Origin of the sequence: Ferranicluibacter rubi (assembly GCF_011603255.1) — a bacterium.
In the GTDB taxonomy this organism is placed as follows: Bacteria; Pseudomonadota; Alphaproteobacteria; order Rhizobiales; family Rhizobiaceae; genus Ferranicluibacter; species Ferranicluibacter rubi.
Map to the genome: position 1 here is coordinate 60,045 of NZ_JAANCM010000014.1, position 17,664 is coordinate 77,708.

Genomic DNA, 17,664 nt, shown 5'->3' on the forward strand with positions numbered 1-17,664 from the left:
GCCTGGTCACGCGCTAGATCTGCGCCTATCCGATGTCGCGCTCCCGTCGATGTCGTGCGTCTCGATATGGCAGTGGTCTGCGATGCGAAGACGCAGAAAGAGGCAGACGATGAGGCATCTCGAGCAAACTTCCCGAAGCGCCGCGTGGCACCGCATTCGGTCCATGTGTGTCACGGGGCTTGCGGCCTGCCTCGCTCTCGCTGCAGGACCGGCAGCGGCGCATGTCACCATCGCGGCGAAAGGCGTGAAGGCCGGGCAGACGACGACCTTCGTGCTGAAGATTCCGCATGGTTGCGCCGGCGCGGCGACGACCGGCCTGCGGGTTGCCGTGCCCGGCGAGCTTTCCGACATCGCGCCACAGGACAAGGCCGGCTGGACGGCGGTGGTGACGCCTTCTGCCGGAGGAGCCGGTGCAAGCGCGAAACGGGCACAGATCACCTGGACGGGTGGCACGATCGCTGCAGCCGATCACGCGGAGTTCGCTTTCAAGGCAAAGGTCGCCGCGGATGCGAAGGGGCGGATCTATGTGCCGATCGTCCAGCAGTGCGGCGATGCCGCCGAGCGCTGGATCGAAATTCCCGAAAGTCCGGACACCGGCGAACCCGGCAAGCCGGCTCCGGCTTTCGATGTGAAGCCCTGACTGGCCGGTGTCGGGTCGGAGAACCGGCATTGCGGAGGGTCGCACTTTGATGACGCGCCAGCGTGGGCGAAGCGGACTGCGTTCGTCATTTCCACTGCTGCGCTTCGAGGTAGGAGGCATCAGCAAAATGATCGCCGCCAAGGCTTTGCCGGACTGTTGCAAGCCGCTCGTGTCCGGCCTCGTCATGTTCATAACAGTGCTGCTGCTTCTGCTGGTGAGCGCGGGGGGCGCCTCTGCGCATGCGCAGCTCGTTGCGTCCGATCCGGCGGATGGTGCGGTTCTCGTGGCGGCGCCACGTCAGATCGTGCTGACGTTTTCCGAGCCGGTGGATCCCCTCGTTTTCCGGTTGAGCGACCCCGTGGGACAAATGGAAATGCTCCCTGTGGTCCGCTCCGACACGACGCGGCTCGTCGTGACGCTTCCTTCCGGGCTTGTCCCCGGCACGCACAGCCTGTCGTGGCGCGTGACGTCTGCGGACGGGCATCCGATTGGCGGTGGGTTGTTGTTTTCCGTCGGCAAAGCCAGTGCAACCGGGCCGAGCCTGGCGTCGGCGACCGACCCGGTTACAGCGGCCGGTCTCTGGGCGTCCCGCCTGTTCGCCATGACCGGTCTCGTCATTGGTGTCGGCGGAGCGGGATGGGCGGCCCTGCTTTTCCGTCCGTGTCATCTGCGCGGACATGCCGTTTCGGGCGGTTCCTCGCTCATTGCGCTCTCCCTTTGGCTCGGCATTGCCGCCACGCCGGTCTGGATCGCGTTTCAGGGCTTCGATGCCCTCGGAGAGGCGCCGGGCGGATGGATGTCGGCCGCGGTCTGGTCCGCCGGCCTCACGGCCACCGCCTATGGTCGGGCTGCATTGGTCGGCGCCGCAGCCATGGTCGCGGCACTGGTGTCGCTTCGGGTCCGCCATGTTCGTCTCCGCCTCGGGCTTTCCGGGCTTGCCTTCGCGCTGGCGGGTCTTGCGGCGGCGATGGCGGGGCATGCCGCAACGGCACCGCCGCGTCTCGCCACCGTTCCCGCGATCGTGCTTCACATGCTCGCCGCCATGGCCTGGATCGGTGGTCTCCTGCCGCTTCTGGCAGCGCTCGGCGGTTCCAGCCGACCGTCTCCCGATCGTGCGGCACTTCTTCTATTCTCGCGTCTCATCCCGTTTGTTCTGGCGGTGCTCGTCGGCTCGGGCCTGCTGCTCGCGGTCGTGCAGGTGCAGACGCTGTCGAACCTGTGGGCGACGGCTTACGGCCAGGTGCTCCTCGCCAAACTTGCCATCGTCTCACTTCTGGTCTTGCTGGCAGCCGTCAATCGGTTCCTCTGGACCCGCCCCGCGTCAAAGGGATCGCCCCACGCCTTGCATCTTCTCCGGCGCAGTATCCTCGCGGAGGTCGTGCTCGGCACGCTGGTGCTTGCGGTCCTCGGCCTCTGGCGCTTTACGCCGCCACCCCGGGCACTGGCGTCTTCGTTTCCGCTCGTTCAGGAGCGGCAGGTCGCGGAACAGGGCCTGATGGCGACGCTCTCGATCACGCCGGCGTGGACAGGTCCGGTTCGTGTTTCTTTGCGGGACCTGATGCTCGACGGGCATTCGATCGATCCGCTGTCGGTCACGGTGGAACTCGACAATCCCGCCAACGGCATCGGCCCCTTCACGCGCGAGGCCCGGCGCGGCGGAGACGGTGCTTTTCAGGCGGATGGCTTCGTGCTGCCGGTCGGGGGTGTCTGGAACGCTCGGGTAACCGTGCTGGTCGATGATTTCACCTCGGTCACGATGACGAGCCGCTTCGACATCGCCGCACCGTGATGCCCCGCATGCAGACGGCGGTGCTCTATAGAAACATCGGCTTACCGAGCTTCCAGAATGAGTTTGCGTGACTGCGTGAGACTTTGGACCAAATTTCTCCCGCAGTGCCGATCGGCAGGCCATCCTTCGTTGCTTCATATGGCAGCATTTGCAATTTTTCAGGGCACTCTCTAAAGCGTCCTCCTCCCAAGACCGAAAGCAGACCCGTCATGAAGAAAACCCTGGCCGCCCTCATCGAAAAGACCGCCTTCACCCGGCGCGCCGGCCTGGCGCTTGCCGCTTCCGCAGCCGTTGCCGCCTTCGTCTCCGTGGGGCCGACGCCGGTTCTGGCGCAGGACAAGACCTCCGTGAAGGTCGGTATCATGAGCGGTGAGGACGAGGACGTCTGGCGCGTCGTCGTTGCCGAAGCCGGCAAGAAGGGCCTGTCGGTCGAGACCGTCGTCTTCAACGACTATACCCAGCCGAACGAGGCGCTGGAGCGCGGCGAAATCGACGCCAACGCCTTCCAGCATCTTCCCTATCTCGAAAACCAGATCAAGCAGCACGGCTACAAGATCACGCCGGCTGGCTATACCGGCGTCTGGCCGATCGGCGTCTATTCGCGCAAGACGTCTAAGATCGCGGATCTGGCAGAAGGCGCCGTTGTCGGCGTGCCGAACGATCCGTCGAATGAGGGGCGTGCCCTGCGCGTGCTGCAGAACGAAGGCCTGATCAAGCTCAAGGAGGGTACGGGCATTCTCGCGACGATCACCGATATCGAGGAAAACCCGAAGAAGCTCGAAATCAAGGAGCTGGATGCCGGCATCGTCGGCCGTTCCATCGACGATCTCGACGCGGCTGTTGTTAACACCGACTGGGCGTTGAAGAGCGGCCTGACGCCGGAAAACCGGATCGCGCAGGAGCCGGTGGACGGCAACCCCTACCGCAACTTCATCGCGGTGAAGGAAGATCAGAAGGATGCAGCTTGGGTGAAGACGCTGGTCTCGTCCTACCAGAACGAGACGGTGAAGGCCGAGTTCGACCGTGTGTACAAGGGCACGGGCATCAGCGCATACTAACGCTCACTGCGTGAGAGACAGAAAACGGCTCGCGGCCCCGGCTGCCGCGAGCCGTTCGCCGTTGCGGCGAGGAAGGACTTGATAATGACAATCACTGCCAGCGCGATAGCCAGGGACGTCTTGGCTGACGCTGACCGCCGGGAGACATCCGATATCGGGCAGCGTGCCGCGGAGGCGCCGGTCGTGCGGCTCGATGGCGTCTTCCGGCATTTCGGCGAGACGGCGGCGCTCGACGGTATTTCGCTTTCGGTGCGCAAGGGCGAAGTGCTCGGCATCATCGGCCGCAGCGGTGCCGGCAAATCGACGCTGATCCGCTGCCTGAACGGGCTGGAACGCCCTGATCGCGGGACCATCGAGATCGAGGGCCGCGATATTACGGGGCTGTCGGAAGCCGAACTACAGCCCCTGCGCCGCCGCATCGGCATGATCTTCCAGCACTTCAATCTGCTTTCGGCCAAGACCGTCGCTGAAAACGTCATGCTGCCGCTGAAGATCGAGGGCATGCCCCGGGCGGAACGGCGCAAGCGCGCGGCGGATCTGCTGGATCTCGTCGGCCTCTCGGCCAAGGCCGATGCCTATCCGTCGGCGCTTTCGGGTGGGCAGAAGCAGCGCGTCGGCATCGCCCGGGCGCTGGCCGCGCGGCCGGCGCTGTTGCTCTCCGACGAGGCGACGTCCGCGCTCGATCCGGAAACGACGGCGTCGATCCTCGCGCTCCTGAAGGACATCAACACGCGGCTCGGCCTGACGATCCTGCTCATCACCCATGAGATGGAAGTCGTGCGCGGCGTCGCCGACCGTGTGGCGGTGATCGATGCCGGGAAGATCGTCGAGGATGGGCCGGTCTGGTCGGTATTTTCAGATCCGAAGGCCGCGACCACGAAGAGCCTTCTCGGCGCCATCCGCCCCAGCCTGCCACCGGCCATCGGTACGGCGCTTGCGGCAGGCGGAGAGACGGTGCTCAGCGTCGATCTCGTCGGCCCCGAGGCTGCGACGCTGCTTCCCGCGCTGTCCATCGAACTGGGTGCGCCCATTCGCCTCGTGCATGGCGGTATCGATCATATCCAGGGGCAGTCGGTCGGCCGCTTCTTCATCACACTTCCTGCCAGCGCCTCGCTGCCGCAGGCGATCGCTTTTCTGACGCGCCACGGCGCCCATGTGGAGGCCACGGGTCATGTCGCCGATCATGTTTGATCTTCTGATGCGGTCTCTCTGGGAGACCGTATTGATGACGCTCGCCTCCGGCATCATCTCGCTGGTCGCCGGACTGCCGCTCGGCCTCGCCCTCGTGATGACCGGCAAGGGCGGTATTTCGGAGAACCTGTGGGTGAACCGCGTGCTCGGCGCCGTCGTCAACGGTTTCCGCTCGGTGCCGTTCATCATTCTCCTCGTGGCGCTGATCCCCGTCACGCGCTTCATCGTCGGCAGCTCGATTGGAACCTGGGCGGCGATCGTGCCGCTGTCGATCGCCGCGACGCCCTATTATGCGCGCATCGCGGAGGTGTCGCTGCGCGAGGTGGATCGCGGGCTGATCGAGGCGGTGCGCTCCATGGGCGGCAATCGCTGGACGATCGTGCGCGAGGTGTTGCTGCCCGAGGCGCTGCCCGGCATCGTCGCCGGCTTCACCGTCACGCTCGTCACGCTGATCGGTGCCTCGGCCATGGCCGGTGCCATCGGTGCCGGCGGACTCGGCGATCTCGCCATCCGCTACGGCTACCAGCGCTTCGAGACTACGGTCATGGTCGCGGTCGTCGTGGTGCTCATCGTGCTTGTCTGCGCCATCCAGTGGCTCGGCGACCGTCTGGTCGATCGCCTGGACCATCGCTGACACCTTTGCTGTTTCCGCCGCCGTTTCCGCTTCAAGGCCCGTGATGTTATCGCCGGGCGAACTCAAGGGAAGTGCCCATGTCCAAGCAGATGCATCTCGGCGCCTTCATGCGGCCTGTCAGCCTGCACACCGGCGCCTGGCGCTATCCCGGGTCCGCACCGGACGCGAATTTCAGCTTCAAGCACCTGAAGCGCTTCGCGCAGACGCTGGAGGCCGCGAAGTTCGACGCCTTCTTCATGGCCGATCATCTCGCCGTGCTTAACATGCCGGTGGAGGCGCTAAAGCGCAGCCATACAGTGACCTCGTTCGAGCCCTTCACGCTGCTCTCCGCACTGGCCGCCGTCACCGAGCGGATCGGCCTCGTGGCCACCGCCTCGACCACGTTCGATGCGCCCTATCACATCGCCCGGCGCTTCGCCTCGCTCGATCATATCAGCGACGGCCGGGCCGGCTGGAACATCGTCACGACGTCCAACCCCGATGCCGCGCTCAATTTCGGCCTGGACGAGCATGTGGAGCATGGTGAGCGCTATCGCCGGGCGCGCGAGTTCTTCGACGTCGTCACCGGCCTCTGGGACAGTTTTGCCGACGATGCCTTCCTGCGCGATCAGGAAAGCGGACTGTTCTTCGACCCCGAGCGGACGCATGTGCTCGACCATCACGGGCCGAGCCTCGATGTGCGTGGCCCGCTCAACATCGCCCGCCCGCCGCAGGGCTGGCCCGTCATCGTGCAGGCGGGACAATCCGAGCCCGGTCGCCAGCTTGCCGCGGAAACGGCCGAGGTGATCTTCGCCGCGCCGCGCGATCTCGCAGGCGGGCAGGAGCTTTTTGCCGATATCAAGGGGCGACTGGAAACGCTCGGCCGGTCACGGGACCACCTGAAGATCCTGCCGGCCGCCTTCATCATCATCGGTGATACGATCGAGGAGGCGAAGGCCAAGCGCGCGTTGCTCGACAGTCTAGTGCATTTCGAAAGCGGCATCGCCTCCCTGTCGATCGCGCTCGGCCTCGATGCCTCGGGTTTTCCTCTCGATGCACCGCTGCCGCGCGACCTTCCCGACACCAACGCCAGCAAGACGGGCCGCCAGCAGGTGCTGAAGCTTGCCGAAACCGATGGACTGACCGTGCGGCAGCTGGCGCAGCGCTATGGCGGCTATTCCGGCCTTGCCTTCGTGGGAACGCCGGAAAGTGTTGCCGACGAGATGGAGACCTGGATCGACGCGGAAGGGTCGGATGGCTTCAATGTGGTCTTCCCCTACCTGCCGCAAGGGCTGGACGACGTGGCGCATCGGCTCGTTCCCGAACTCCAGCGGCGCGGCCGGTTCCGTAGGGAATATGAAGGCACGACGCTGCGCGATCACCTCGGCCTGCCACGTCCCGATAATCGGTTCTTCCCGACCAGGTAACCGCGCACGGCACAGTCAGGTTTCCTCGATGCGTCGCTGGTCGTCGGGCAGGACAGCGAGTTCGCGCCAGTCGATCTCTTCCAGGAGCAGATTGTACTCGTCGACATTGAGCCGGTTGCCGGTTCGCAGTCGCTCCAGTGCCGTGCGCTGGGCGTCGATCGCCTCCAGCGCCAGCGCGCGATAGGTCTGCAGCGCATCGGCACCTTCTGTATCGGCCAGAGCGGCCCGTTCGATGGCGAACTTGGTCCGCACCAGTTCGGCCTCCCGTCCTGTCCGGTCGCTGATCCGGTCGAGCCCGGCCGAGGCGATTTCGAGCCGGAAACCGGTCATGTCGCGGGCTCCCTCTTCGCGCCTGTCGAGCCCCAGCAGCCGGATGAGCGGCGCGAGGGTCAAGCCTTGGAGGACGAGGGTTGCGAGGACTACGGCGAAAGCGGCCAGCAGAACGAGATCCCGCTGCGGGAAATCGGAGGGTAGTGCGAAGGCTGTCGCCAGCGTGACGAGGCCGCGCATGCCGCACCAGGCCGCGAGAACCGACTGCCGCACATCCGTCTGCTCATCGCCGCTAAGCAAGGCATTGCGAACGCGGTTGAAGCCGATGCAGATGACGAAACGGACCACGATGACGGTGATCACGACGGCAGCGATGAAGCTTGATGCATGGATCAGTCTCTCGGTCGTCATGCCGCCGATGATATCGCGCACCTGCATGCCCATCAGCAGAAAGGCCATGACGTTGAGCACGAAGACGACCGCGCTCCAGACGGCATAGGACTGCACGCGCATGCGGGCCGAGGAGCGGCTGGTGCTGCTGGCCGCGATGGTCATGGCGAAGGCGACGATGGCGAGCACCGCCGACAGGCCGAGATGTTCGGCGACGATCCAGAGGAGGAATGTCTGGACGAACTGCAGGAGGTTGCCGCCAAGCGTTCCCGCGACATAGCCGGTGACGCGAGCGGAAAACCAAGCCGTGGCCATGCCGAGCAGGATACCGCCCGGCGCGGCGATGACGAAATGCAGCGCAACGGTGGGCCCGAGCCCGCCCGATGTCTGCACCGTAAGCGCCGCGCCGAAGATCAGCAGAGCGGCTGCGTCGTTGAACAGGCTCTCGCCGCGCAGAACGGCATCCGTGCTGCGGGGAATGGACATGCCGGAGAGAACGGCGGTCGCGGCCGCGGCATCCGGCGGCGCGACGATGGCGCCGAGCACGAGGGCGGCGGCGATGGGCAGGCCGGCATAGGACCAGCCGATGAAGGCAACGGCGGCGGCAGTCGCCACGACCCCGCCGACGGCAAAGACGATCAACGCCGCCCAGTAGCGCCGCGCGGTGTTGACCGGAAAATCGAAGGCGGCATCCATGAGGGCCGGCGCGATGAACAGCGCGAGCGCCGTTTCCGGCTCCAGTGCGATATAGGGAACGCCCGGCACGAGCGCCGCCGCAACGCCGGCCATGGCCAGCATCGACGGATACGGCACCGACAGCCGCCGCGAGACCTGCAGCAGCGCGATGGCGACGAGAAGGAGGACGAGAAGGCTCTCGAAGAAGTTCATCGGTTTTGCGTCATCCCCCGATGTCTCCTCTCGCCTCTGCACCGCAGACCGTCCACCGCCCGTTGCCGGCGTCGTGTGACGGGAAGCGCCGACATTGCCTCAGCCGCGGTCAGTGGTCCAGAGCGGGAATGTCGGCAAAGAGAGTTTGCGCAAAGGTTGCTGACGCGGGGGCGCTTATTTCATCAGGCCGGCAGCCCGGAGGGCGTTTTCGATGACGTCCTTGACGCTTTCGGGCTTGACGCTTTCGGGCTTGACGTTTTCCGGTCTGCCGGGCGTGGCAGCAGAGGCCCCGGTTCCGGCCGATGCTGCGGGGCGTGTCTTCTTCTCGAAGGAGGGGATGATGCCCCAGTTGCGGGCGATGTGAACCGTCGAGGAGATGCCGACATCCAGCATGTAGGGGGCCGCTTCGCCGTAACCGCTCTGCGGATCGAGCGGCGTGCCATGGCCCATGCCGCGCACGAGGAAAAGGTCCAACACCTCACGCCCTGACCTGTCGACCCAGATGTGCCGCTCCTGCCCATCCACGGTTTCGACCCGCTCCGGACGGTCAACGACACCGAGCGCGCCGCGCCACTGGTCGATGAGCGCGCCGGCATTGGTGTCGGCGACCGTGCTGTCGGACGTGCCCTGCCAGATCGAGACGGTCGGCCACGGGCCTTTATGTGGGGATGCGGCGGACAGCAGTGCCTGCAGCCTGCCTGCGTCCGGCAGGCCATGGCCGCGCATGCGGTCGAAGGCTTCGGGCACGCTGCCGGCAACGGCGTGCGGCAGGCCGGCGATGATGGCGCCGCCTGCGAAGATTTCGGGATAGGTGGCGAGCAGCGAATTTGCCATGGCACCGCCGGCCGACAGTCCGGTGACGTAGACGCGGCGCGGATCGACCCCGTGGTCGGATATCATCGTGGCGATCATCTCCCGGATCGAGAGGACCTCGCCGGATCCGCGCGTCACATCGGGTTTGGCAAACCAGTTGAAGCAGAGATTGCCGTTATTGCTGCGGCTCTGCTCGGGAAACAGGACGGCGAAGCCGTAATCCTCCGCCAGCGCCGACCAGCCGGAGCCGCGATCGTAGCCGGCCGCATTCTGCGTGCAGCCGTGCAAAACGACGACCAGCGGCGGCGCGCCTTTCGTCTTTTCAGGCGTGCGGTACCAGGCGGTGAGCGCACCGGGATTGGTGCCGACGATCTCGAGGGGCTGCAATCCAGACGCGGCAGGCTGCAGACCTTCGGGGCGGGCTTTCAGACGTGCCAGACGCTCGATCGTATCGGATAGTTTTCGCATGGGCCGTCTCCAGGCTCTGGGCCGGACCCGGGACATGTGGGGTGGCGCATGGTGCAGTGCACAACAGATGGGATGCCATCATGGCGAGACAAGGGCACCGGTGGTCCCGCGTCATTATTTACGACAGTTCTAATACGTTGTCGATGACACGCAGGAAGATGCGAGCGCCGCGCTCGATCAGAACGTCGGGAAAATCGTAATCGGGATTGTGCAGCGCCGGATGCGCCTCGCCGCTGCCGAGGAACAGCATGGCCGAGGGGCCGCAGGCGGCGAAGCGGCCGAAATCCTCCGAGGCCCGCATTGGCAGCCCTGCCTCGTCATGGCTGATGTCCTCGTCGGTCAATGCCTGCCGGAGATGCGCGACCGCTTCCGGCGCGTTTTCGCAATGGTGGAAGATATCCGCGTAGTGGTAGGACAGGGTCAACCTTTCCTGCGCTGCGGTCTCCGATATCAGGGCTTCGGCGCGGGCGCAGAGGTTGGCCATGCCGGCATCGGTCAGGGTGCGCAGCGTCGCCCAGACTTCCGCGCGGCCGGGCGCGATGCCGAACGCCGGTTCGCCGAGGACGGCATGGGTCAGCGTGACCATGGCGAAGTCGGCCGAGGGAAAGGTGCCTTTGGACAGATCCGTCAGCTGGGGCATCAGGCGGGAGACGGCCTGCATGGGGGAGATGCCCGTTTCGGGCATGGAGGCGTGCGCCGTCTTGCCGTCGAGAATGACGCACAGGCCGCGCGAGGCGCAGTTGACGGGCCCGGAGGCGAGCGCGACGTGACCGAGCGGCAGGCCTGGCAGGTTGTGCAGCGAGAAGGACAGGTCCGGCCGGATGTCAGTGAAGGCGGGATCGGCGAGCACGGCGGCAGCGCCCGCGCCGGTTTCCTCGGCCGGTTGGAACATCAGCACGACCCGCCCGCGGACGGGCCGCCGGCGTGCAAGGCCGCGAGCGAGCGCTGCCATGATCGCCATATGCCCGTCATGCCCGCAGAGATGCCCCTTGCCGGGGATGTCGGAGCGGTGCGGGGCGTCGGAGATTTCGGGAATCGGCAAGGCGTCCAGCTCGCAACGGAACAGCAGCGTTGACCCCGGTGCGGTGCCCGAAAAGACCGCCGCCACGCCATGGCCGCCAAGGCCGGTGATGATGCGATCGGGCTTCAGCGCCGCCAGATGCGCCTGTACCCGCGCTGCCGTTTGCCGCTCCTCGCCCGAGATTTCCGGGTGGCGGTGCAGGTCGTGCCGGAACGCCACGAGTTCGACCAGATCCCTCTCCGTCAGAAACATGCATGCTCTCCCGTTCGATGCGGGGCCATCATATCGTGTGAAGGCTGCTCGACAATGCCCAAGGTCCGAAAGGGGCTAGCCGATGTTCGCCCGTCCAAAGCGGGCGGAGACCTCCGGCAGGTCTGATTCCGGTGGCGCATCGGCGAAATCGTCGAGGATCGGGCAATCCGGGCGGCCGTCGCCGTGGCAGTTACTGGCGAGATGGCGCAGCGTTGCGGTCATCGCGGCGATGGCGGCAGCTTTGCGGTCGAGTTCGGCGATGTGTTCGAGCGCGATCGCCTTCACGTCGCCGCTTGCCCGTGCGCGATCGTGCCAGAGCGCCAGCAGGGTTTTCATCTGTTCGACGGAAAAGCCGAGATCGCGGGCGCGGCGGATGAAGCGCAGCGTGTGGATGTCGGTGTCTTCGTACGTCCGGTATTGCGCCTCGCTGCGATGCGCGGGGGCGATCAGGCCGATCTGCTCATAGTAGCGGATCATCTTTGTGGAAACGCCGGAGGCCTTGGAGGCTTCGCCGATATTCATGATGGCGTCCTTTCCGCGTGGATCGTGGGTGAGAAACGGCGCAGGCGCAGGGCATTGCCGAGAACGAAGACGCTGGACAGGCTCATGGCACAGGCGGCGAGGATCGGGGACAGCAGCATGCCGTTCACGGGGTAGAGAACGCCCGCTGCGACCGGCACCAGGCTGACATTGTAGGCAAAGGCCCAGAACAGGTTCTGGCGGATGTTGCGGATCGTCGCCTTGCTGATCGCGATGGCGCGCGGCACGCCGGCGAGATCGCCCGACATCAGCACGACATCGGCGCTTTCCATGGCGATGTCGGTGCCTGTCCCCAGGGCGATGCCGATATCGGCTTCCGACAAAGCGGGCGCATCGTTGATGCCGTCGCCGACGAAGGCGACACGGGCGTTTTGCCGGAGCGCCTTCACCGCCTCGACCTTGCCGCCGGGCAGGACGTCCGCGACCACCTCGTCGATGCCGAGCGCGCGGGCAACGGCGTGGGCGGTGCGGCTGTTGTCGCCGGTGATCATCACGACCTTGAGGCCATCGGCCTTTAGTGCCGCGACGGCGGAGGCGCTGCCGTCTTTCACCGGATCGGACACGGCGATCATGGCCGCCAGCCTGCCGCCGATGGCGGCATAGAGCGGCGACTTGCCGGCATCGCCGAGGGCGGCCGCCTGCGTGGCAAGCGCGGAAACGTCGATGCCGCCGTCGCGCATGGCACGGTCGGAGCCGACCAGCACGGCTTCGCCATCGATGACACCCTTGACGCCGGAGCCGGGAAGGGCGGCGACATCGGTCACGTTCACCAGGGTGATGCCGTCACGCTCGGCCGAGGCGACGATGGCTGCGGCGATCGGATGTTCGGATCGTGCTTCGAGGCTCGCGATCCGCCGCAGCACTTCGGTTTGCTCAAAGCCCTGCATGAGCACGAAGTCGGTGAGTTCCGGTTGTCCTTGCGTCAGCGTTCCCGTCTTGTCGAAAGCGACGACCTCGACATCGCGCAGGGCCTGCAGCGCATCGCCCTTGCGAAAGAGGATGCCGAGTTCGGCGGCACGTCCGGTGCCGACCATGATGGAAGTCGGCGTCGCCAGCCCCATGGCGCAGGGGCAGGCGATGATGAGGACGGCGACGGCGTTGATCGTTGCATGGGCCAGCGACGGCGTCGGCCCGAAGATGAGCCATGCCGCGAAGGTCAGGAGCGCGGCGGCAAGCACCGCGGGCACGAAGCGCGCTGTGATGCGGTCCACCATCGCCTGTATTGGCAGCTTCGCGCCTTGCGCCGTCTCGACCATGCGGATGATCTGCGACAGCAGCGTGTCCGCTCCGGTCTTCGTCACGACGAAGGTGAAAGTGCCGGTGCCGTTGATCGTACCGCCGACGACGGACGCGCCCTCGGAGACCGCGACGGGCAAAGGCTCGCCCGTCATCATCGACTGATCGACCAGCGAGCGCCCCTCCACGACCTCGCCATCGACGGGGATTTTCTCGCCGGGGCGGATCAGCACACGATCGCCAGGCTTGACTGCGCCGATAGCGACCTCCACGACGCCGTCCGCCCGGACCACGCGCGCGGTGCGCGCCTGAAGGCCCATCAGCCGTCGGATCGCCTGACCGGTGCGACCTTTCGCGCGCGCTTCCAGCATCCGGCCGAGCAGGATGAGCGTGACGATGACGGCGGCGGCTTCGAAATAGACATTGTCGGTGCCTGGCGGCAGCACGGATGGCAGGAAGGTGGCGACAACAGAGTAGGACCAAGCGGCCGACGTGCCGAGCACGACCAGCGCATTCATATCGGGCGCAAGCCGCAGCAGATTGGGCACCCCCTTGCGGAAGAAGGTGAGGCCGGGCCCGAAGAGAACCAGCGTCGCCAGCACGAACTGCAGGCGGCGGCTCATGTCCATGCCGAGCGTCGCCATCACAGCGTCGTGGATAGCGGGCACGACATGCGAGCCCATTTCGAGGAGGAAGAGCGGCAGGGTGAGCACGGCGGCAACGGTGAAGGCGCGGGCGAGCCGTCTGGCTTCCCGCGACTGGCGGTCGCCGGCGTCCGTCTCCGGCTGGCCCTCGGCCTGCGGCCGCACGGCGTAACCTGCTTTGACAATGGCGGCCTCGATCGCGGCGATCTCCGTGCCCTCGACCAGCCGGACGGTCGCAGTCTCCATCGCCAAATTGACGCTGGCCTCCTGCACGCCCGGCACAGCTGACAGCGCTTTTTCCACCCGCGCGACGCAGGAGGCGCAGGTCATGCCCTCGATGGGAAACGCTTGGGTGGCAAGCCTTGGCGTATAGCCGGCGGTCTCGATCGCTGCGACAATCCGTTTCGGTTCAAGGCTTGCGTCATGGGTCACGGTTGCCCGCTCGGTCGCGAGGTTGACGCTGGCGCCAACCACGCCGGGCACGGCGGCAATGGCCTTTTCGACCCGCGCCACGCAGGAGGCGCAACTCATGCCGTCGATGGCAAGCGTCGTCGTCTTCGAGGCGGTAAGGGGTTGTTGAAGCGGGGTATGGGCGGTCATAGGGAGCATCCCTTGTGTCATCTGCCGATATAGGTAGTGCTTCCCATCATGGGAAGGTCAAGGGGCATGACGGGAATGATCGCGTGAAGAGGCGGGGGTAGACGGATTGATCAGAGCGGGGCGCGAAGACCGGGCGTATAGCCGGCAGCCGTGATGGCCGCGGCGATCTCTTCGGCGCTTGCGTCGGTTTCCACATCCGCCGTTTTCGTCGCGAGGTCGATACGCACTTTGGCTTGGCCATCGACGCTGTGGATGGCTCTTTCCACCGTGCTCTTGCAGTGGCCGCAGGTCATGTCGGGTATGTCAAACGCGGTCATGGGGACGTCTCCTTTCAGATACGTCCCCATGATAGGGCTTCCAACGCTTGGAAGGTCAAGGCTTACCTTGAGGTGCCTCCCGGCATCAGCCGTCGAGCGAATCCAGCAGATCCTGCGCGCGCGCGACCGTAATGCGTCGGACTTCCAATTCGTCGCGGCGGCCAGCAACGAGGTCGCTAGCAAGGATCCGGTCCGCAAGATCGGCGGGCAGGGACAGGAGGACGCGGGTTTCCTCTGTATGGATGCCGCCCAGCGAAGAGCGCTTGCCCGTGATCATGCCGCCGGCCACCGTATTGTTGGTGTCGGGGTCGATCAGGATGAAGGCGCCCGTCGTGCGGTTCTGCTCGTAGGCGTCAAACATGGCCTGTTCGTCGAAGGCGAGATGCACCTTGCCGATGGCGTTCATGGAGAGCGCGTCGGAGGGCCCCCACTTGCCGCTCTTCAGGTCCAGCTGGCTGACCGGCTCGACGCTGACGCGCTGGCGGCGGGAGCCGCTCTTCAGCCAGTAGCGCTTGTTCGGCTGAATGCCATCCGGCTGCAACGCCACGATCTGCGCATCGAAGGCGACGCCGGTCTGGGGCTGGCTGTCGATGGCGACGATCATGTCGCCGCGCGACACATCAACCTGACGATCGAGCACGAGCGTGATCGCATCGCCGGCCACGGCCGCGTTGCGCACGAGGTCGAAGGTGACGATCTTGGTGACGTTGGCGACCATACCCGAAGGCAGGATGACGACGCTGTCGCCGGGCTTCACCGAGCCGCCGGCAACGGTGCCCTGATACCCGCGGAAGCTTTCGCCCGGACGCGACACGCGCTGGATCGGCAGGCGGAAGCCGGTCGTCTGGCCGGAGCGGACGGTGGCCAGCTCCAGAACCTCGACCAGCGTCGGGCCGTCATACCAAGGCATGGAGGCGCTGCCGTCATAGACGACGTTCTCGCCCTTCAGCGCGGACACCGGGATGGCCGTGACCTGACGCACGCCGAGCGACAGAGCGAGTTCGCGGAAATCATGGCTGATCGCGTCGAAGCGGGCGCGATCGTAGCCGGTGAGGTCGATCTTGTTGACCGCGAGCACGAACTGGCGAATGCCCATCAGCGTGGCGATGGTCGCGTGGCGGCGCGTCTGCTCGAGCAGGCCGACGCGAGCATCGACCAGCAGGATGGCGAGGTCGGCCGTGGAGGCGCCGGTTGCCATGTTGCGTGTATATTGCTCGTGGCCGGGGGTGTCGGCGACGATGAAGGAGCGGTTCTCGGTCGCGAAATAGCGATAGGCGACATCGATGGTGATGCCCTGTTCGCGCTCAGCCTGGAGACCGTCGAGAAGCAGTGCGAAGTCCGGCAGGCCGAGATCGTTCTGCTTGCCGCTCGAATCGCGGGCCAGCGTCGCCGCCTGGTCTTCCTTGACGGCCTTGGTGTCCCAGAGCAGCCGGCCGATCAGCGTCGACTTGCCATCATCCACGCTGCCGCAGGTGATGAGGCGCAGAGGACGGCTGTCGCGCGGCGCGCGCGCTTCGGAGCCGGTGAAGGCCGTGACGTTGCCGGAGGAGACCTTGGTTTCGGCCGTGGTACGGGGGCCATTCTGCAGGTTTGCCTGATTGCCTGTGGCCTGAGTGCCTGTAGAGTGACTGCCTGTGGAAGCGGAAACGGTCATCAGAAATATCCTTCGCGTTTTTTCTTCTCCATCGAACCGGACTGGTCCCGATCGATGGCGCGGCCCTGACGTTCGGAGACGGTCGCGGTCTCGAGTTCTGCGATGATGTCGGTCAGCGTCGTGGCGTCGGAGCGGATCGCGCCGGTCAGCGGGAAACAGCCGAGCGTGCGGAAGCGAATTCGTTCCTGGCGCTTGGCCTCGCCAGGCTGCAGTTCCAGCCGCGGATCTTCCGCCAGGATCATCATGCCGTCGCGCTCGACCACCGGGCGTTCCGCCGCGAAGTACAAGGGCACGATCGGAATTTCCTCGGCCTGGATGTAGCGCCAGATATCGACTTCGGTCCAGTTCGACAGCGGGAAGGCGCGCACGCTCTCGCCCTTGCGGATCATGCCGTTATAGACGTTCCAGAGTTCCGGGCGTTGGTTGCGCGGGTCCCAGCGGTGGTCGGGCGTGCGGAAGGAGTAGATCCGTTCCTTGGCGCGGCTGGCCTCTTCGTCGCGGCGCGCGCCGCCGAAGGCCGCGTCGAAGCCGCCGGCATCCAGCGCCTGGCGCAGACCCTCGGTCTTCATGATGTCGGTGTAAAGCGCCGAACCGTGGGTGAACGGCGTGACGTTCTCGGCCGCACCGCGTGGGTTGATGTGCTCGATCAGGTCGAGGTCGTAACGCTTAACGATCTCGTCGCGGAACGCGATCATCTCGGCGAACTTCCAGCCGGTGTTCACATGCAGCAGCGGAAACGGCACGCGGCCGGGGTAGAACGCCTTGCGCGCAAGGTGCAGGAGAACGGCGCTGTCCTTGCCCACGGAATAGAGCATGACGGGCTTTTCGAACTCGCCGGCCACTTCGCGGAAGATGTGGATGGCTTCGTTTTCGAGCGCCTTGAGATGCGGATCGAGCGGCGGGCGGGCGCTCTGCGGATTGTGAAGTTCCGTTTCCGGAAGCGTGAGGGACATCGGGTCGTCTCCAGTCTCGTTCGGTCGGGGTCAGGCGGGGCGCGCGTCAGGCGGCGCTACCGGCCATAACCTTCTTCGTGTCGGGTATCGGCTGCGAAGCGGCTTCCGCCACGTGCAGGCCGCATTCGCGGGTTTCGTCGTTTTCCCACCACCAGCGTCCGGCGCGCTCCGGCTCGCCGGGCTTGATGGCGCGTGTACAGGGCTCGCAGCCGATCGAGGGATAGCCGCGACTGTGCAGCGGATTGACGGGGATCGCTTCTGCCACGACATAAGCGCGGATCGTGTCGATATCCCAATCCGCAAGCGGATTGATCTTGATCAGCCCACGCTCGAGATCGGCTTCGGCAAAGGGCGTCTCGGCGCGGTTGCCGGACTGGCCACGGCGCAGCCCCGTGACCCAGTAGGTCGCGCCGGCAAGCGCTCGCGCCAAGGGCTTCACCTTGCGCACGCCGCAACAGGCATGGCGCGCCTCGATGCTCTCATAGAAGCCGTTTAGGCCATAACTCGCGGCATAGGCGTCGATATCCGCCTGCTCAGGATGGAAGCGCTTGATGAGGATGCCATAGGTCTCCTCGGTCGTGTCGATCAGCGCAACGGTCTCGTTGAACAGACGGCCTGTTTCGAGCGTGGACACCTCGATATCGAGCTTTGCCGTGCCGATGGCAGCAGTGATCACCTGATCCTCGATGCCAAGGCTGGTGGTGAACACGGCACGCCCGTCGAGAGACGCGACCAGCGCCAGCCTCTCGCCAAGGGTGAGACAGTCCAGCTGCCGGGCCAGCGCCGCAGCAGTTGTTTCAAGGGACATGGATGTCATGGGTTATCCTGTAGAGTTACCGCCTTTATCGCAGTCTCAGGTGATAAAAGACAGAAAAACGGATTTCCAATGGCAAGGGATCG

The 17,664-nt window shown here is 65.6% G+C and carries 15 protein-coding genes; 6 read left to right on the forward strand and 9 right to left on the reverse strand.

Annotated features, from left to right (window positions below):
- The first annotated feature begins 163 nt into the window (after window positions 1-163).
- The 6 genes from G8E10_RS21985 (at window position 164) to G8E10_RS22010 (ending at window position 6,718) form a co-directional block, all read left to right on the forward strand.
- Entirely contained in the window at window positions 164-640 is a 477-nt protein-coding gene (locus tag G8E10_RS21985; protein WP_167130685.1) for a YcnI family protein, read from the forward strand.
- 127 nt (window positions 641-767) lie between these two features.
- The gene (locus G8E10_RS21990; protein ID WP_167130686.1) at window positions 768-2,429 is read left to right on the forward strand and encodes a copper resistance CopC/CopD family protein; all 1,662 of its coding nucleotides are present in this window, start codon (window positions 768-770) and stop codon (window positions 2,427-2,429) included.
- Window positions 2,430-2,638: 209 nt separating this feature from the next.
- Window positions 2,639-3,487: a MetQ/NlpA family lipoprotein gene (locus tag G8E10_RS21995; RefSeq protein WP_132447866.1), complete on the forward strand. Its 849-nt coding sequence runs from the start codon at window positions 2,639-2,641 to the stop codon at window positions 3,485-3,487.
- A gap of 120 nt (window positions 3,488-3,607) precedes the next feature.
- Window positions 3,608-4,678, forward strand: a complete 1,071-nt coding sequence (locus G8E10_RS22000; protein WP_281517738.1) for a methionine ABC transporter ATP-binding protein — start codon at window positions 3,608-3,610, stop codon at window positions 4,676-4,678.
- Window positions 4,659-5,312: a methionine ABC transporter permease gene (locus tag G8E10_RS22005; protein ID WP_110730504.1), complete on the forward strand. Its 654-nt coding sequence runs from the start codon at window positions 4,659-4,661 to the stop codon at window positions 5,310-5,312. The genes G8E10_RS22000 and G8E10_RS22005 overlap by 20 nt, the downstream gene beginning before the upstream one ends.
- 77 nt (window positions 5,313-5,389) lie before the next feature.
- Window positions 5,390-6,718 (forward strand): LLM class flavin-dependent oxidoreductase, encoded by a 1,329-nt coding sequence (locus G8E10_RS22010; RefSeq protein ID WP_281517739.1) that lies wholly within the window; start codon window positions 5,390-5,392, stop codon window positions 6,716-6,718.
- Between the two features lie 15 nt (window positions 6,719-6,733).
- On the opposite strand, the gene G8E10_RS22015 is transcribed toward G8E10_RS22010, so the two are convergent.
- From G8E10_RS22015 to G8E10_RS22055, 9 genes are all read right to left on the reverse strand, one after another.
- Window positions 6,734-8,266: a cation:proton antiporter gene (locus G8E10_RS22015; protein ID WP_167130689.1), complete on the reverse strand. Its 1,533-nt coding sequence runs from the start codon at window positions 8,264-8,266 to the stop codon at window positions 6,734-6,736.
- A 174-nt stretch (window positions 8,267-8,440) separates the two neighbouring features.
- Window positions 8,441-9,547, reverse strand: a complete 1,107-nt coding sequence (locus G8E10_RS22020; RefSeq protein WP_167130690.1) for an extracellular catalytic domain type 1 short-chain-length polyhydroxyalkanoate depolymerase — start codon at window positions 9,545-9,547, stop codon at window positions 8,441-8,443.
- Window positions 9,548-9,665: 118 nt separating this feature from the next.
- The gene (locus G8E10_RS22025) at window positions 9,666-10,820 is read right to left on the reverse strand and encodes an amidohydrolase (RefSeq protein WP_167130691.1); all 1,155 of its coding nucleotides are present in this window, start codon (window positions 10,818-10,820) and stop codon (window positions 9,666-9,668) included.
- 75 nt (window positions 10,821-10,895) lie between these two features.
- On the reverse strand, window positions 10,896-11,342 hold the full coding sequence (gene cueR, locus G8E10_RS22030) for a Cu(I)-responsive transcriptional regulator (RefSeq protein WP_167130692.1): 447 nt from the start codon (window positions 11,340-11,342) through the stop codon (window positions 10,896-10,898).
- Window positions 11,339-13,840, reverse strand: a complete 2,502-nt coding sequence (locus G8E10_RS22035; protein ID WP_167130693.1) for a heavy metal translocating P-type ATPase — start codon at window positions 13,838-13,840, stop codon at window positions 11,339-11,341. Before G8E10_RS22035 ends, cueR begins: the two co-directional genes overlap by 4 nt.
- Window positions 13,841-13,950: 110 nt before the next feature.
- Window positions 13,951-14,157 (reverse strand): heavy-metal-associated domain-containing protein, encoded by a 207-nt coding sequence (locus G8E10_RS22040; RefSeq protein ID WP_132447859.1) that lies wholly within the window; start codon window positions 14,155-14,157, stop codon window positions 13,951-13,953.
- Between the two features lie 85 nt (window positions 14,158-14,242).
- A complete protein-coding gene (gene cysN, locus G8E10_RS22045; protein WP_167130694.1) occupies window positions 14,243-15,811 on the reverse strand; it encodes a sulfate adenylyltransferase subunit CysN in 1,569 nt (522 codons plus the stop codon).
- Window positions 15,811-16,764 (reverse strand): sulfate adenylyltransferase subunit CysD, encoded by a 954-nt coding sequence (gene cysD / locus G8E10_RS22050; RefSeq protein ID WP_167130695.1) that lies wholly within the window; start codon window positions 16,762-16,764, stop codon window positions 15,811-15,813. Before cysD ends, cysN begins: the two co-directional genes overlap by 1 nt.
- Before the next feature lie 46 nt (window positions 16,765-16,810).
- Complete coding sequence (locus G8E10_RS22055; protein ID WP_167130696.1) at window positions 16,811-17,581, reverse strand: phosphoadenylyl-sulfate reductase; 771 nt, start codon at window positions 17,579-17,581, stop codon at window positions 16,811-16,813.
- Window positions 17,582-17,664 lie beyond the last annotated feature (83 nt).

Bases quoted from the DNA above. Each gene is read 5' to 3' on its own strand.
- G8E10_RS22005 (WP_110730504.1), top strand. From the start codon at position 4,659: ATGTCGCCGATCATGTTTGATCTTCTGATGCGGTCTCTCTGGGAGACC.
- G8E10_RS22015 (WP_167130689.1), bottom strand. From the start codon at position 8,266: ATGAACTTCTTCGAGAGCCTTCTCGTCCTCCTTCTCGTCGCCATCGCG.
- G8E10_RS22025 (WP_167130691.1), bottom strand. From the start codon at position 10,820: ATGTTTCTGACGGAGAGGGATCTGGTCGAACTCGTGGCGTTCCGGCAC.
- G8E10_RS21995 (WP_132447866.1), top strand. From the start codon at position 2,639: ATGAAGAAAACCCTGGCCGCCCTCATCGAAAAGACCGCCTTCACCCGG.
- G8E10_RS21990 (WP_167130686.1), top strand. From the start codon at position 768: ATGATCGCCGCCAAGGCTTTGCCGGACTGTTGCAAGCCGCTCGTGTCC.
- G8E10_RS22040 (WP_132447859.1), bottom strand. From the start codon at position 14,157: ATGACCGCGTTTGACATACCCGACATGACCTGCGGCCACTGCAAGAGC.
- cysD (WP_167130695.1), bottom strand. From the start codon at position 16,764: ATGTCCCTCACGCTTCCGGAAACGGAACTTCACAATCCGCAGAGCGCC.
- G8E10_RS21985 (WP_167130685.1), top strand. From the start codon at position 164: ATGTGTGTCACGGGGCTTGCGGCCTGCCTCGCTCTCGCTGCAGGACCG.
- cueR (WP_167130692.1), bottom strand. From the start codon at position 11,342: ATGAATATCGGCGAAGCCTCCAAGGCCTCCGGCGTTTCCACAAAGATG.
- G8E10_RS22010 (WP_281517739.1), top strand. From the start codon at position 5,390: ATGTCCAAGCAGATGCATCTCGGCGCCTTCATGCGGCCTGTCAGCCTG.
- cysN (WP_167130694.1), bottom strand. From the start codon at position 15,811: ATGACCGTTTCCGCTTCCACAGGCAGTCACTCTACAGGCACTCAGGCC.
- G8E10_RS22055 (WP_167130696.1), bottom strand. From the start codon at position 17,581: ATGACATCCATGTCCCTTGAAACAACTGCTGCGGCGCTGGCCCGGCAG.
- G8E10_RS22020 (WP_167130690.1), bottom strand. From the start codon at position 9,547: ATGCGAAAACTATCCGATACGATCGAGCGTCTGGCACGTCTGAAAGCC.
- G8E10_RS22035 (WP_167130693.1), bottom strand. From the start codon at position 13,840: ATGACCGCCCATACCCCGCTTCAACAACCCCTTACCGCCTCGAAGACG.